The 14,963-nt window shown below is 68.9% G+C and carries 10 protein-coding genes; 4 read left to right on the top strand and 6 right to left on the bottom strand.

Features of this window, described 5'->3' with window-relative positions:
• The coding region (locus tag G3N92_RS21045; protein WP_206129513.1) for a TonB-dependent receptor at positions 1–2,323 on the top strand (2,323 nt) is incomplete at its 5' end.
• A gap of 13 nt (positions 2,324–2,336) precedes the next feature.
• On the top strand, positions 2,337–3,119 hold the full coding sequence (locus G3N92_RS21040; protein WP_206129512.1) for a hypothetical protein: 783 nt from the start codon (positions 2,337–2,339) through the stop codon (positions 3,117–3,119).
• Positions 3,120–3,234: 115 nt separating this feature from the next.
• Here G3N92_RS21040 and G3N92_RS21035 read toward each other — a convergent pair whose 3' ends face one another.
• The gene (locus tag G3N92_RS21035; RefSeq protein ID WP_206129511.1) at positions 3,235–4,596 is read right to left on the bottom strand and encodes an MFS transporter; all 1,362 of its coding nucleotides are present in this window, start codon (positions 4,594–4,596) and stop codon (positions 3,235–3,237) included.
• Between the two features lie 284 nt (positions 4,597–4,880).
• Here G3N92_RS21035 and G3N92_RS21030 point away from each other — a divergent pair, with 284 nt between their 5' ends.
• Together G3N92_RS21030 and trpS are read left to right on the top strand one after the other, a co-directional pair.
• Entirely contained in the window at positions 4,881–6,458 is a 1,578-nt protein-coding gene (locus G3N92_RS21030; RefSeq protein WP_206129510.1) for an aldehyde dehydrogenase (NADP(+)), read from the top strand.
• A 414-nt stretch (positions 6,459–6,872) separates the two neighbouring features.
• A complete protein-coding gene (gene trpS / locus G3N92_RS21025) occupies positions 6,873–7,940 on the top strand; it encodes a tryptophan--tRNA ligase (protein WP_206129509.1) in 1,068 nt (355 codons plus the stop codon).
• A 37-nt stretch (positions 7,941–7,977) separates the two neighbouring features.
• On the opposite strand, the gene G3N92_RS21020 is transcribed toward trpS, so the two are convergent.
• The 5 genes from G3N92_RS21020 to G3N92_RS21000 all read right to left on the bottom strand — a co-directional run.
• A complete protein-coding gene (locus tag G3N92_RS21020) occupies positions 7,978–9,132 on the bottom strand; it encodes a porin (protein ID WP_206129508.1) in 1,155 nt (384 codons plus the stop codon).
• Between the two features lie 224 nt (positions 9,133–9,356).
• A complete protein-coding gene (locus G3N92_RS21015; protein ID WP_206129507.1) occupies positions 9,357–11,042 on the bottom strand; it encodes a GMC family oxidoreductase N-terminal domain-containing protein in 1,686 nt (561 codons plus the stop codon).
• A 31-nt stretch (positions 11,043–11,073) separates the two neighbouring features.
• On the bottom strand, positions 11,074–12,291 hold the full coding sequence (locus tag G3N92_RS21010; protein WP_206129506.1) for a mandelate racemase/muconate lactonizing enzyme family protein: 1,218 nt from the start codon (positions 12,289–12,291) through the stop codon (positions 11,074–11,076).
• On the bottom strand, positions 12,291–13,595 hold the full coding sequence (locus tag G3N92_RS21005) for an MFS transporter (RefSeq protein WP_206129505.1): 1,305 nt from the start codon (positions 13,593–13,595) through the stop codon (positions 12,291–12,293). The genes G3N92_RS21010 and G3N92_RS21005 overlap by 1 nt, the downstream gene beginning before the upstream one ends.
• A gap of 122 nt (positions 13,596–13,717) precedes the next feature.
• Positions 13,718–14,963: aldehyde dehydrogenase family protein (locus tag G3N92_RS21000; protein WP_206129504.1), on the bottom strand; the 1,246-nt coding region annotated here is incomplete at its 5' end.

Raw genomic sequence — 14,963 nt, 5'->3', positions numbered from 1 at the left:
TGCGCGCGGCTACGACATCCCGGCCGGCCCGCTCGAAGGCGCGCTGAACCGCTTCGGCCACGAAGCCGGCATCCTGCTCGCGTTCCCGGCCTCGCAAGTGGCCGGGCTGCAAAGCGGCGGCCTGCACGGCAGCTATGCGGTGCCGCAGGCGCTCGAGCGGTTGCTGGCCGGCAGCGGCCTGGCCGCGCAGCGCCAGGCGAGCGGCGGCTACACGCTGGTGCACGCCGCGCAGAGCGGCGCGGCCGCCGGCGGCGATTCCGCCATCGCGCTCGCGCCCGTGCAGGTGCGCGACCGCGCCGTGAAGGCCGAGAGCTACCGCCCGCAGCAGGAAGCCGGCATCACGCGCTCGGCCGCGTCGGTGCTCGACACCGCGCAGGCCGTCAACATCGTGCCGGCGCAGGTGCTGCGCGACCAGAAGCCGCGCAACCTCGACGACGCGCTCGCCAACATCAGCGGCATCACGCAGGGCAACACGCTGGCCGGCACGCAGGACGCGATCATGAAGCGCGGCTTCGGCGACAACCGCGACGGCTCGATCATGCGCAACGGCATGCCGGTGGTGCAGGGCCGCGCGCTGAACGCCACCGCCGACAGCGTCGAGGTGCTCAAGGGGCCGACCTCGCTGCTGTACGGGATCATGGATCCGGGCGGCGTGATCAACGTGGTCAGCAAGGTGCCGCAACTGACGCGCTCGAACACCGTGTCGGTGACCGGCGAAACCTACGGGCACGGCAAGAACGGCGGCGACATGACGCTCGACCTGACCGGCCCGATCGGCGACAGCAAGCTCGCCTACCGGCTGATCGTCGATCACTCCGATGAGCCTTACTGGCGCAACTTCGGCACGAGCCGCGAGACGCTGGTGGCGCCGTCGCTCGGCTGGTACGGCCGCGACACGCAGGTGGTGGTGTCGTACGAGCATCGCGATTTCCTCTACCCGTTCGACCGCGGCACGGCGCTCGACCCGCGCACCAACCAGCCGCTGGCGATTCCGGCGCGCGAGCGGCTCGACGAGCCCTGGAACAACATGGTGGGCCAGTCGAACCTGGTGCAGGTGCAGGCCGATCACCAGTTCAATCCGGACTGGAACGTGCACGTGGGCTACAGCTTCAACCGCGAGACCTACGACGCCAACCAGGTGCGCACCACCGGCGTGAACACCGCCAAGGGCACGCTCACGCGCAGCGACGACGCCACCCACGGCGCCAACAGCAGCGACAGCTACGGCATCGCCTACGTGAACGGCAAGGTGCGGCTGGCCGGCATGCGCCACGACCTGCAGTTCGGCATGGACAGCGAATACCGCCGCATCTTTCGCGCCGACCTGCTGCGCCAGTCGGTGTCGGTGCCGTTCAGCTATCTGAACCCCGTCTACGGCCTGATTCCGCCGTCGTCCACCGTGTCGGCGCCCGACAGCGATCAGACCGACGCGCTGCACAGCCTCGGCCTGTTCGCGCAGGACACCGTGCATCTGACCGACAAGTGGATCGTCACCGGCGGCGTGCGCTTCATGCGCTACAGCGAGCTGGCCGGCAAGGGCCGGCCGTTCGTCGCCAATACCGATCTGAACGGCACCAAGTGGCTGCCGCGTCTCGGCGTCGTCTACAAGGCCACGCCGTGGTTCTCCGTGTACGGCAACTATTCGCAATCGCTGAAGCCGACCTCGTCGATCGCGGCGCTGGCATCGGGCTATTCCATCACCGGCGCGACGCCGCCGGAGCAGGCCACCGCCTACGAAGTCGGCGCCAAGCTCGACATGCCGTCGGGCATGACCGGCACGCTCGCGCTGTTCAACATCGACAAGAAGAACGTGCTGGTGTCGCAGTACAACGACGCCACCAAGCTGACCGACTGGCGCACCTCGGGCCGCGCGCGCTCGCGCGGCATCGAGCTGGACGTGTCCGGCAAGATCGGCAACCACTGGAACGTGATCGCCAGCTACGCCTATATCGACGCCAAGACGACCGAGGATCCGCTGTACACCGGCAACCGCCTCTGGAACGTCGCACGCAACACCGGTTCGATCGCGGCCGTGTACGACTTCGGCTCGCTGTTCGGCGGCGACGATCTGCGCCTCGGCGGCTCGGCGCGCTACATCGGCTCGCGCCCCGGCGATTCGGCGAACAGCTTCACGCTGCCGTCCTACGTGCTGGCCGACGCGTTCGCGACCTACGACACCAAGATCGGCAAGCAGAACCTCAGCGTGCAGTTGAACGTCAAGAACCTGTTCAACCGCACCTACTACCCGTCGAGCGCGAACCGCTATTTCGTGGCGCTCGGCGACGCGCGGCAGGTGCTGCTGACCACCACGCTGCAGTTCTGACCGGAGCACGACGATGACCAGGACGAAGACGGATAAAACGGCGCGCGGCGCGGCCTCCGAAGGGCGCCGGCGCTGGCTCGGCGCCGCGGGCGCGCTGGTGGCGGGATGGGCGTCGAACGCGGCGGTGGCGTCCACATCGGCATCGGCATCGGCATCGCCCGGCGACGGGCAGGCCGCCGTCGTGCGCGTGACGATGCTGGTGCAACTGAACGGCCCGAACCTCGCGGTCGACAAGCAGATCGCCGCGCACCTCGGCGCGCGCGGCTATGCGGTGCGGCTGGTCGATCAGGATGCGGCGGTGGCCGCGGCGTCCGATGCCGATCTGGTGCTGATCTCGTCGACCGTGTCGGCGAAGGCCGTGCGCCCCGAATGGCGCTATCTGGCCAAGCCGCTGCTGACCTGGGAGAACGATTTCCTCGACGATCTCGCGATGACCGGCAAGCGCCACGACGCCGATTTCGGCGAGACGGGCAAGGAGCGCTACCTGTGGATCGTCAACGCGCCGCATCCGATCGCGGCGGGGCTGCCGGCCGGCACGGCCGACGTCTACCGCAAGCAGGCGCCGATGAGCTGGGGCAAGCCGGGGCTCGGCGCGGCGACCATCGCCACGGTCTACGGGCGGCCGGACAAAGCGGCGCTGTTCGCCTACGAGCGCGGCGCGACGATGGATTACGAATCGCTCGCCCCGGCGCGGCGCGTGATGTGCTTTCTCGACAACGACACGTTCCCGAACCTGTCGGCGGCGGGGATCGCGCTGTTCGACGGGGCGGTGGATTGGGCGGCGGGGCGGCGCTGATGTGATGGCCGGCGGCTGAACCGGCCCGCCGGAATGCAAAACGGATCGCCATGCGCGATCCGTTTTTTCATGCGGCGCCGGTTGCCGGTTCGGGCAACCGGCGCGAGCCGCGCCGTTACATCCCCGGCTTGCGCAACGTCACCCGCTTGATGTCCTTCACGATCACCAGATAACAGAGCACCGTCACCAGCGCATTGAGGCCGACGAACACCAGCGCGCCGTTGAACGAGCCGCTCGCGCTGACCAGGTAGCCGATCACGATCGGCGTGACGATCCCGGCCGCATTGCCGAACATGTTGAACAGGCTGCCCGACAGGCCGATCGCTTCCTTCGGCGCGGTATCGGCCACCACGGCCCAGCCCAGCGAGCCCACGCCCTTGCCGAAGAACGACAGCGCCATCAGCGCGATCACCAGCGCCGCGCTGTCCACGTAGTTGCAGCCGATGATGACCATCGACAGCGCCATCCCGGCGATGATCGGGATCTTGCGCGCCCGCGTCAGCGACACGCCGCGCTTGATCAACCAGTCCGAGAGCAGCCCGCCCAGCACGCCGCCGAGGAAACCGCAGATCGCCGGCAGCGAGGCCAGCACGCCGGCCTTCAGGATCGACATGCCGCGCGATTGCACGAGGTAGATCGGAAACCAGGTCAGGAAGAAGTAGGTCAGCACGTTGATGCAGTACTGGCCGATATAGACGCCGATCAGCATCCGGTTGCCGAGCAACTGGCGGATGTAGAACCAGCCGGCCAGCCGCTCCGGCGCGCCCTCGGCCGTCACCTGCTTGCCGCGCGTCTCGATCACGCCGCCGCCCTGCTCGATGTGATCGCGCTCGGCTTGGTTCACGCGCGGGTGATCCGCCGGGCTGCGCACGGCGCGCATCCAGATCACGGCCAGCACGATGCCGATCAGGCCCAGCCACAGGTACACGTGATGCCAGCCGAACGCGTGCGTGAGCCACGCCATCAGCGGCGTGAACAGCACGGCCGCGAAATACTGCGCCGCGTTGAAGATCGCCGACGCGGTGCCGCGCTCGCTGGTCGGGAACCAGCTCGCCACCACCTTGGCGTTGGCCGGGAAGGCCGGCGCTTCGGCGATGCCCACGGCGAAACGCAGCACGAACAGCGCCGCGATCGCGGCCGCCGCGCTGCCGGCCAGGCCGATCATGCTCTGCAGCAGCGTGAACAGCGACCACAGGAAGATGCTGCCCGCATACACGCGGCGCGCGCCGAAACGGTCGAGCAGCCAGCCGCTCGGCAACTGCGCGAGCACGTAGGCCCAGCTGAACGAGGAGAAGATGTAGCCCATCTGCACCGCGTCGATGCCGAACTCCTTGCGGATCGCCGTGCCGGTGATCGACAGCGTCGCGCGGTCCGCGTAGTTCAGCGTCGTCACGACGAAAATCATCAGCAGAATCCAATAACGGACGGCGGTCCGTTTGGCCGTCGTGGCCGGATTGGCGGTGCGGGTCGCTTCCATGTGTGTCCTGGCGAGAGCGCGGGTCGAGAATCGTTGTCGGTCTGGTACGGCGCCATTACGTCGGTGTAATGGTACGTCGTCGTACAACTGGGCAGTGTAGTGGCGCGGCACGAGCGGAACCACTCGGGTTTTCCCTCGCCTTGTAAAAATCGTCAGCGGCTTTTGTGACAAGGCGATGCGCCGAGCCGGGGCCGGATCGGTCGCGGCGATTCTTCTAGTCAGTCATCGTATCTGTTCGGCTACAATGTGCGGCACGAACTTTTTTGGACTGACGGAGCATATCCATGCAATTGACAGGCGAAATGCTGATCGGCGCTCAAGCCGTGAAGGGCACGGCAGGCACGGTGCAGGCGTTCAACCCGGCGCTCGGCGAAACCATTGCGGAGCCGGTGTTCGGCTCGGCGAACGAAGCCGACGTCGAGCGCGCCTGCGCGCTGGCGCAGCAGGCGTTCGACCCGTACCGCTCGGCGCCGCTCGAGCAGCGCGCGGCGTTCCTCGAGGCGATCGCCGACGAGATCCTCGAACTCGGCGACGCGCTGATCGAACGCGCCCAGGCCGAAACCGGCCTGCCCGCCGCGCGCCTGCAAGGCGAGCGCGGCCGCACGGTCGGCCAGCTCCGCCTGTTCGCGCGCGTGGTGCGCGACGGCCTGTTCCTCGGCGCGTCGGTCGATCCGGCGATGCCGGAGCGCACCCCGCTGCCGCGCTCGGATCTGCGCCTGCAGAAGATCGGCCTCGGCCCGGTGGTGGTGTTCGGCGCCAGCAACTTCCCCCTGGCGTTCTCGGTGGCGGGCGGCGACACGGCATCGGCGCTGGCGGCCGGCTGCCCGGTGATCGTCAAGGCGCACGAAGCCCACCTCGGCACCTCGGAGCTGGTGGGCCGCGCGATCCAGCGCGCCGTCGCCCGCACCAACATGCCGGAAGGCACGTTCTCGCTGATGATGGGCCCGGGCCGCGTGATCGGCGCCGCGCTCGTCAAGCACCCGGCGATCAAGGCCGTGGGCTTCACCGGTTCGCGCCAGGGCGGCCTCGCGCTCGTGAACCTCGCGAACGCACGCCCCGAGCCGATCCCCGTCTACGCCGAAATGGCCAGCATCAACCCGTTCGTGGTGTTCCCGGCGGCGCTGGCCGCGCGCGGCGAGAAGATCGCGCAGGGCTTCGTCGATTCGCTGACGATGGGCGTGGGCCAGTTCTGCACGAACCCGGGCCTGGTGATCGCGATCGACAGCCCGGAACTCGACGCGTTCTCGAACACGGCAGCCGCCGCGCTCGGCGGCAAGCCGGCCGGCACGATGCTCACGCGCGGCATCGCCGAAGCGTATTCGAACGGCCGCGCCAAGCTGCAAGGCGCCGACGGCGTGCGTCAGCTCGGCACGGGCGGCGCGGGCGAAGGCGGCTGCGCGATGTCGGGCGCCCTGTTCGACGTGGCAGCCGAAACCTTCCTGCGCGAGCATGCGCTGCGCGACGAAGTGTTCGGCCCGGCTTCGCTGATCGTGCGCTGCCGCGATCTCGCCGAAGTGGCGACGGTGCTCGAAGCGCTCGAAGGCCAGCTCACGGCCACGCTGCAGATCGACGAAGCCGATTACGACGCGGCCCGCACGCTGGTGCCGATCCTCGAACGCAAGGCCGGCCGTCTGCTCGTGAACGGCTTCCCGACCGGCGTGGAAGTGTGCGACGCGATGGTGCACGGCGGCCCGTTCCCGGCCACCTCGAACGCGATGTACACCTCGGTCGGCGCCACGGCGATCGACCGCTTCCTGCGCCCGGTGTGCTACCAGGATTTCCCGGAAGCGCTGCTGCCGGAAAGCCTGCGCGAAGCGAACCCGCTCGGCATCGCGCGCCTGCGCAACGGCCGCGGCGAGTAAGGCCTGACCGGCGCACGCGGCGGCGTTCGATGCCGCCGCGTGCGCCCGACGTGTTTCTACCGGCTTCGATGCGGCGGCTTCGAAGCCGTTTTTTTATGCGCGCGCCCGGCGCCGCCGAAGATCGTTTGCAGCCCGAACGATCGACGCGAGGCGATCCGGTTCCCGGCGCAATCCCGCGCCGCCCGCATGGGCGATCGCCTCGGCGCGGCCGTTCTGTGGCACGCTTGCGCGATGACCGCCGCGCCTTGCCGCCTTTCTCAGCCTCTTCCGCATCGCTGGCGCCGCTCCTGACGGCGCGGCATCGTCTCATTCGTATCGACTGACCTGACCTTGTCCGCCGCGGCTCGCCCGCCCGGCTTCGCATCGCACCGGCCGGTCCAGTTCCGCGGCGGCGCTTCTCCGGAGAACCGCCCGATGTCCTCGACGTCCCTTCCTTCGGCATCCGCCGCGCGCCCCGTGGTGCTGACGGGCGACCGCCCGACCGGCCCGCTGCATCTCGGCCACTACGTCGGCTCGCTGCGCACGCGGGTGCTGTTGCAGGACACCCATCAGCAGAACATCCTGATTGCCGACACGCAGGCGATGACCGACAACGCGCACGATCCGGACAAGGTCCGCCGCAACGTGCTCGAAGTGGCGCTCGATTACCTGTCGGTGGGCATCGATCCGGCCAAGACCACGATCTGCCTGCAATCGGCGCTGCCGGCGCTGGCCGAGCTGACGCTGCTGTACATGAACTTCGTCACGGTCGCACGGCTGGAGCGCAATCCCACGATCAAGGACGAGATTCAGGCGCGCGGTTTCGGGCGCGACATTCCGGCCGGCTTTCTCTGCTACCCGGTGGCGCAGGCGGCCGACATCACCGGCTTTCGCGCGACGGTGGTGCCGGTGGGCGAGGATCAGGCGCCGCTGATCGAGCAGACCAACGAGATCGTGCGGCGTTTGAACCGCCAGACCGAGCGCGAGCTGCTGCCCGAGGTGGAGGCGCTGATCCCCACGCTGGGCCGGCTGCCCGGCATCGACGGCAAGGCGAAGATGAGCAAGTCGCTCGGCAATGCGATCGCGCTGGCCGCGCCCGAGGACGCGATCCGCGCGGCGGTGCGGCAGATGTACACCGATCCGAACCACCTGCGCGCGTCGGACCCGGGCACCGTGGAGGGCAACGTGGTGTTCACGTATCTCGACGCGTTCGACGACGACGTGGCCGAAGTCGAGCGGCTCAAGGCCGCCTATCGCGCCGGCGGGCTTGGCGACATGGTCGTGAAGCGCCGGCTGGAGGAGCGCCTGCAGGCGTTCGTCGCGCCGATCCGCGCGCGGCGCGCTCAACTGGCGGCCGATCCGGGCTACGTGATCGACGTGCTGATGCAGGGCACCGAGCGCGCGCGCGAGCGCACGCAGGCCACGCTCGATGCGGTGCGCGAGGCGCTCGGCACGTTCTCGATCGAGCGCGTGCGCGAGCAGTACGCGTCGCTGAAGCGGTGACGGCCCGGCGCGCCCCGCGCGCGCTTGCGGCTGCCGATCAGAACTTGTGGCGCAGCGCGAGGCGCACGGCCACCTGATTCGACGTGGAGGCGGGGCCGTCGGTGCCGAGCACGAAGCCCGAATCGAGAATCGAGTTCGTGCGGTTGCCCGTCGCCTTCGACAGCGCGCCTTGCAGATACACGTCGGTGCGCTTCGACAGGTTGTAGTCGGCCATCAGCCCGATCGTGTGGATCTTCGGGCTGACGTTCCGCGCCGACGCATCGTACTTTTCGAGCGACAGCACGTATTCCGCGCCGACGAAGAACGATTGCGTCAGTTGCAGCATGCCGTTCAGTTCGAAGTTCTGATATTTCAGCGCGTTGAGCGAGGTGCCCGGCGCGACGATCGCGGCCGGCGAGCCGAGATAGATGTTGCCGGTGGGGTTCTTGTAGTTCGTGTTCGAATACGCGAAGCCCACGGTGGCGATGCCGAACGTGTAGTTCACGCCCACCCCGAAGATGCGCATGCGCTCGGCCAGGAAGCTCGCGTCGTTGCTGGCGATCGCGCCGGCCGCCGTCGCGCCCGGATGGTTCGCCTGCAAATAGGCGCCCGCCACCAGCAGGCCGCCGCGCGCGTATTGCGCGCCGACGCTCCAGGTGCGGTTGTTCGCGAAGCCGGTGTCGTTGCTGAACGCGTACGCGCCGCCGAAGCGCAGGCCGTTGAAATCCGGGCTCGCGTATTTGACGGCGTTGTCGAGGCGGAACGAGTTGTCGGTGTTGTCGTTGTCGTACGGGTGCGAGAACAGGTAGCCGGCCCAGTTGCCGTTGGCCGTGGTCGGCGCGAAGTAGTCGACCACCGAATCGTACTGGCGGCCGAACGTCAGCGTGCCGAGGCGCTTGTCCTGCAGGCCCACGTAGGCTTGCCGGCCGAACATCCGGCCGCCTTCCTGGGCCTTGCCCGAGCTGGCGTCGAAGCCGTTTTCGAGCTGGAACACGGCCGACAGCCCGCCGCCCAGATCCTCGTTGCCCTTCAGCCCCCAGCGGCTGCCCTGCGCGTAGCCGCTGGCCATTTCGAGCGCGCCGCCCTTGCCGCCGATGTTGTTGGTGTAGTTGAGCCCCTCGTCGATCACGCCGTACAGCGTGACGCTGCTCTGCGCGAAGGCCGGGGTGGCGGCGGCTGCCGTGACGGCGAGTGCCGCGATGCGCTTCTTCATTTGGATCTCCGAATCGTTCTGTCTGTTGTCGTTGGATAGGGCGGTGACGCCCGGGCCGGGGTGCGATGCGTGCGCCGGCAAGGGAACCGGCGCACGCGGTCAGGCCGGCGCGCGGCGGGCGAGGCCGCGTGCCGGCAATCGGTCGCCCGCCGCCGGGCGCGCCGCGTTCGCGGCGTGCACGGGTGTCTCCTGGGGGCGGGCGGGAAAAACGGTGAGGCGGGGCGTCAGTGCGTCATGGCGGCGGCGCGGGGGCGGCCGGTACCGCTGCCCGGTTCGGCTTGCGCGGCGGCCGCGCGGGCGTCGTCGAGGATCAGGTCCGCGCCCTTCTCGGCCACCATCATGGTGGGCGCGTTGATGTTGCCCGAGGTGATGTTCGGGAACACCGAGGCGTCCACCACACGCAGCGCCGCGAGGCCGTGCACTTTGAGCCGCGCGTCCACCACGGCGGTGGCCGGGTCCGGGCCCATCGTGCACGAGCCGCACAGGTGGTAGATCGAACCGGATTGCTCGCGGAAGTACTGAAGGAAATCCTCGTCGCTCTGCACGGCGGGGCCGGGCGAGATCTCCTCGATCGTCATCGCGCGCAGCGACGGCGCCATCATCAGCTTGCGGATCAGCTTGCTGCCCTGCACGGCTTCGGCCAGGTCCTTATCCGTGTCGAGCGCGTTGATGCGGATCTTCGCGGCGTCCTCGGCGCGGCCCGAGGCCAGCTCGATCGAGCCGCGGCTCGTGGGGCGGCACGGGTTGAACGCGATCAGGAACCCCGAATACGGCTCGGGCTTGATGCTGGCGCGGTTGCTCTTCGGAATCCGGTAGGACAGCGGATTGAAATAGAGCTGGAGGTTCGGCTCGCTCTGGCCGGCATCGCCGCGGAAGAATCCGCCGGCCTGGTTCACGCTCATCGCGAGCGGGCCGCGCTTTTGCAGCAGGTAGCGCAGGCCGATCTTCATCTTGCCGAACAGCGTGCCCATCTCGTCGTTGAGCGTGGGCCGGTTGGCCTTGAAGTAGAAGCTCACGCACAGGTGATCCTGCAGGTTCTGGCCCACCGCCGGCAGCGCCTGCACCACGGGGATGCCGTGCTTCGCCAGCCGCACCGGGTCGCCCACGCCCGACAGTTGCAGCAGCTTCGGCGTATCCACCGCGCCGGCGCAGAGGATCACCTCGCGGCGCGCCACGGCGTGCTGCTCGCGGCCCTGGTGCGCGTAGGCCACGCCGGTCGCGCGCTTGCCGTCGAAGCTGACGCGGCGCGCCAGCGCTTCGCTCGCCAGCGTCAGGTTCGGGCGCGACAGCGCCGGGTGCAGATAGGCCACGCCGGCCGAACAGCGCTCGCCGCGCCTGGTGTTCAATTCATAGATGCCCGCGCCCTCGAACTGCGCGCCGTTCATGTCGGGCGTGCTCGGCATGCCGAGTTCGCGGCAGCCGGCCAGGAACTGGTGGACGATCGGATGCACGTCCTCCGTCATCGGCGTGACGTGGATCTTGCCCTCGCTGCCGTGCCATTGCGGCGCGCTCGCGCCGAGCGGGTGCGTTTCGAGGCGGCGGAAGTAGGGCAGCACGCTGTCGTACGACCAGCCGGCGTCGCCGCTGGCCTTGGCCCAGTCGTCGTAGTCGATGCGCTGGCCGCGCACGTAGACCATCGCGTTGATCGCGCCCGAGCCGCCCACCACCTTGCCGCGCGGGCAATACAGCTCGCGGCCGGCCAGCGCCGGCTCGCGTTCGCTGTAGTACATGTAGTTGTACTTGCGGTTGTAGTAGGTCTTGGTGAACCCGACGGGCACCTTGAACCAGAACGAATCGTCGCGCGGGCCCGCTTCGAGCACGAGCACCGTGTGGCGGCCGTCGGCGCTGAGCCGGTCGGCGAGGATCGCGCCGGCCGAGCCGGACCCGACGATGATGTAGTCGTATTCCATGTCTTGCTTCCTGCTTCTGCGCGCGGCGGGCTCAGCCCTTGGCCGGCGAATCATCGTTGACGTCGGCGGGCTGGGCGGCCATCTGCAGATGCAGGCGGCGGCCCGTGTACGGCGTATGCGCGCGCACCACGTCCATGTTCAGTTCGATGCCGAGGCCCGGCTCGTTCGACGGGATGATGTAGCCGTCTTCCCAGCGGATCGGCGTCTTCACGACTTCCGCATGGAAGCCGCCCCAGGTCATGATGCTTTCCTGGATCAGGAAATTCGGCGTGCAGGCGGCGAGCTGGATGCTGGCCGCCGCGCCCACCGGGCCGTTGTACAGATGCGGCGCGATCTGCGCGTAATGCACCTCGGCCAGCGTCGCGATCTTCTTCGCCTCGAGCAGGCCGCCCACGCGCCCCACGTTCAGCTGCAGGATCGACGCGCCGCCGGCCTGCAGCAGCTTGTGGAATTCGTACTTGGTGGTCAGGCGCTCGCCGGTGGCGATCGGAATCGAGGTGTGGCGCGCCACGCTGGCGATCGCCTCCTCCTGGCCCGGCGGCACCGGCTCCTCGAACCACAGCGGATCGTATTTCTCGAGCCGCTGCGCGAGCCGGATCGCCGACGACGGCACCATCTGGCCGTGCGTGCCGAACAGCAGATCGGCCTTGCTGCCCACCGCCTCGCGGATCTTCCGGCAGAACGTTTCGCAGCGATCGAGCACGGCCAGCGAGAGCTGGTGGCCCGAATAGGCCGTGTACGGGCCGGCCGGATCGAACTTGACGGCCGTGAAGCCGCGCTTGACGTTCTCGGCCGCGCATTCGGCGGCGAGATCGGGATCGTCGTAGTCGTATTCGCCCTGCGCGTTCTTCGGATACAGATAGGTGTACGAACGCAGCCGCTCGTGGATCTTGCCGCCGAGCAGCTCGTACACCGGCTTGCCGGCGGCCTTGCCGACGATGTCCCAGCACGCCATCTCCAGGCCGCTCGCGATCCCCATCATGGTCAGGTCGGGGCGCTGCGTGAAGCCGCTCGAATAGCAGGCGCGGAAGAAGCGCTCCACGTGGTGCGGATCGTGATCGAGCAGATGGCGCTCGAAGACGTCGCGGATCGCGGGGATCATCACGTCGGGATGGAAGGTGGCCGCGTAGATCTCGCCGACGCCTTCGATGCCGTCGTCGGTCTTGAGCTTGACGAACAGCCAGTACATGCCGCCGACGTGCGGCGGGGGCACCGCCACGCTGAACGTTTCGAGTGAGACGATTTTCATCAGGATTCCTTCTGTGCAGAGAGACGGCGCTTGAGCATCACCGCCGCGCCCGCACCCACGAGGGCCACGGCGGCGATGTAGCCGAAGTAGAGCTGATAGCCGGCGGCGCCCGGGAAGTTCTGGGTCGCGTAGCCGTTGATGAGCGGGACGAATACGTCCGGGGAATAGCCGAGCACCGAGATCAGGCCGATCGCGAGGCCCGAGCAGTGCGCCGGCACGCGGCAGTCGTCGAGCAGCGACCAGTACAGGCCGCGCACCGCGTAAGTCAGGATGCCGATGAACAGCACCAGCACCACCAGCAGCAGTTGCGGCGTGGCCGCCGGCACCGTCGCGAGGCCCACCAGCGAGAGCGCGGCCAGCACCAGCGCGCCGGCCAGCACCGAGACGCGCGAGAAGCGATCGCCGAGGAAGCCGCCGCCGATGCCGCCCACCGGGCGCATCCAGAGCTTGAGCGTGGTGATGAAGCCGGCCGCCGTGGTGCTCAGGCCGAAGCCGCCTTCGTGCAGGTAGGCCGAGAAGCTGTAGGTGGCCCAGAACACCTGGTAGCCGCAGAACACGATCGCGGCCACCAGCCACAGCGAGGGGTTCGCGGCCAGCGTGCGCAGGTCGGCCAGCAGCGCGCCGCGGCGCGCCGTGGCGCCGGCGGCCTGCGCCGGGCGCGGATCGCGCACGAAGCCGATCGCCACGCCGAGCACGATGCAGATCACCGCGTACATGTGCACCACCAGCTTGAAGCCGCCCGCGTCGCTGCCGTCGTGATGGCGCGTGACGTAGGCGAAGATCGAGATCGCGATGGTGGCGAGCAGCGCCTCCACCAGCCCGCGCCCGCCGTCGAGCAGGCCGAAGAAGCGGCCCTGCTCGTTGGCGCCCGCGATCATGTTGACGCGCTTGATCACCGCCGCCCAGAACGTCAGGCCGGTGGTGATGCCCCAGCCGCCGAACACCGCCATCAGCGTCGTGAACGCGGGCGCGGTGGCGTAGACGAAGCCGAGCGCGCCGGTGCCGATCAGCGAGAAGCAGATCAGATAGCGCGGCGAGATGCGGTCGGCCAGCCAGCCGCTCGGCAGGTAGCTGACCAGGAACAGCGTGCCGAGCGTGGAATAGAGCAGGCCGAGCTGCACGTCGTCGATATGGAAGAACGCGAGCATCGTCGGCTGGTACACCTGCCGCAGGTACAGCATCGGGTAGATCGCGCCGGCCGCCGCGATCAGCAGCATCAGCTGGGTGTAGCGTTGCGCGCGGCTCGCGCGTTCGGACGGGGCCGCGGCAAGCGCCGCGGCGGAGCTGGGGGTGTGCGCCGACATCGTAAGTTCTCCTGAGGAGACGGCCGCCGGCTGCGGCGGCTGTCTCCGAATATTGTTGTGTTGTCGAGGGGGTACGGGGCGGCGCGCGTGTCTGGCGCGCGCCGCCCATGGGTGCCGCGTCGTCAGTAGTGCATGACGACGAGGCGGGTCTGGGTGAATTCGAGCATGCCGTGCTTGCCGTCGTCGCCGCCGAGGCCCGAGCGCTTCCAGCCTGCGTGGTAGCCCTGGTAAGGATCGGCCGGCGTGCGGTTGACGTACAGCTCGCCCGCTTCGATGGCGTTCGCCACGCGCTGCGCGACGCGGTAATTCTCGGTATAGAGCACCGACGACAGCCCGAACTGATGGTCGTTCGCGAGCGCGATCGCTTCGTCCAGATCGCGGTAGCGCAGCACCGGCATGACCGGGCCGAAGCTCTCCTCGCGCACGATTTCCATGTCCTGGCGGCAGTTCGTCAGCAGCGTGGCCGGGTAGAAGAAGCCCGGGCCGGCCGGCAGCGTGCCGCCGGTTTCGAGCGTCGCGCCCTCGGCCACCGCGCGCTCGACCATCGCATGCACGCGCTGCCGCGCGGCGGCGTTGGCGAGCGGGCCCATGCGGGCGGGGTCGTCGCGGCGGTCGCCGATCTTCACGGCGGCCATCTTCTCGCGCAGCAGCGCGACGAAGCGGTCGTGCACGCTTTCGTGCACGTACACGCGCTCGATCGCCGTGCAGAGCTGGCCGCAATGGGTCGTCTTCGAGGCCACCAGCGCGGCGGCCGCCTGCTCGAGGTTCGCGTCCGGCTCGACGATGGCCGGCGTCTTGCCGCCCAGTTCGAGCGAAGGCTTGGCGATGTTGGTCTTGCAGTATTCGAGCACGGTGCGGCCCGCGCCGACGCTGCCCGTCAGCGTGATCATGCCGACCTGCGCCTGCGTGCAGAGCACGGCCGCCGTGTCGTGCTGCATCGCGAGAATGTTGACGAGGCCGGCCGGCAGGCCCGCCGCGTCGGCGGCGCGCGCCACCTCGAACGCCGAGCACGGCGTGTGATTGCTCGGGCGCACCACCACCGCGTTGCCCGCGATCAGCGCCGGCGCGATCTTGCGCAGCAGCGTGTAGATCGGGTAGTTGAACGGGATCAGCGCCGCCACCACGCCGATCGGCTCGCGGTGCAGGAACAGGTTTTCGTTCGGGGAATCGCTCGGGATGATCTCGCCTTCGATGCGGCGCGCCCATTCGGCGTGATAGCGGGTGATGTCGGCGGCGTAGCGCGCCTCGTTGGTGGCGTCGTCCACGCTCTTGCCCGATTCGAGCGCGAGCGCCGCGCCGATCCGCGGCGCGCGTTCGGCGATCGCGTCGGCGAAGCGGCGCAGCGCCTCGGCGCGCGCGGCGGCCGGT

It is taken from the genome of Burkholderia sp. Ac-20379 (assembly GCF_017104645.1).
Classification (GTDB): Bacteria; Pseudomonadota; Gammaproteobacteria; order Burkholderiales; family Burkholderiaceae; genus Burkholderia.
Note: the sequence above shows the minus strand (reverse complement) of the source record. Positions and strands in the feature narration are given on the sequence as shown.

What these genes read in the sequence shown, in the direction of transcription:
- G3N92_RS21040 (WP_206129512.1), top strand. Translation starts at nt 2,337, where the DNA reads ATGACCAGGACGAAGACGGATAAAACGGCGCGCGGCGCGGCCTCCGAA.
- G3N92_RS21035 (WP_206129511.1), bottom strand. Translation starts at nt 4,596, where the DNA reads ATGGAAGCGACCCGCACCGCCAATCCGGCCACGACGGCCAAACGGACC.
- G3N92_RS21030 (WP_206129510.1), top strand. Translation starts at nt 4,881, where the DNA reads ATGCAATTGACAGGCGAAATGCTGATCGGCGCTCAAGCCGTGAAGGGC.
- trpS (WP_206129509.1), top strand. Translation starts at nt 6,873, where the DNA reads ATGTCCTCGACGTCCCTTCCTTCGGCATCCGCCGCGCGCCCCGTGGTG.
- G3N92_RS21020 (WP_206129508.1), bottom strand. Translation starts at nt 9,132, where the DNA reads ATGAAGAAGCGCATCGCGGCACTCGCCGTCACGGCAGCCGCCGCCACC.
- G3N92_RS21015 (WP_206129507.1), bottom strand. Translation starts at nt 11,042, where the DNA reads ATGGAATACGACTACATCATCGTCGGGTCCGGCTCGGCCGGCGCGATC.
- G3N92_RS21010 (WP_206129506.1), bottom strand. Translation starts at nt 12,291, where the DNA reads ATGAAAATCGTCTCACTCGAAACGTTCAGCGTGGCGGTGCCCCCGCCG.
- G3N92_RS21005 (WP_206129505.1), bottom strand. Translation starts at nt 13,595, where the DNA reads ATGTCGGCGCACACCCCCAGCTCCGCCGCGGCGCTTGCCGCGGCCCCG.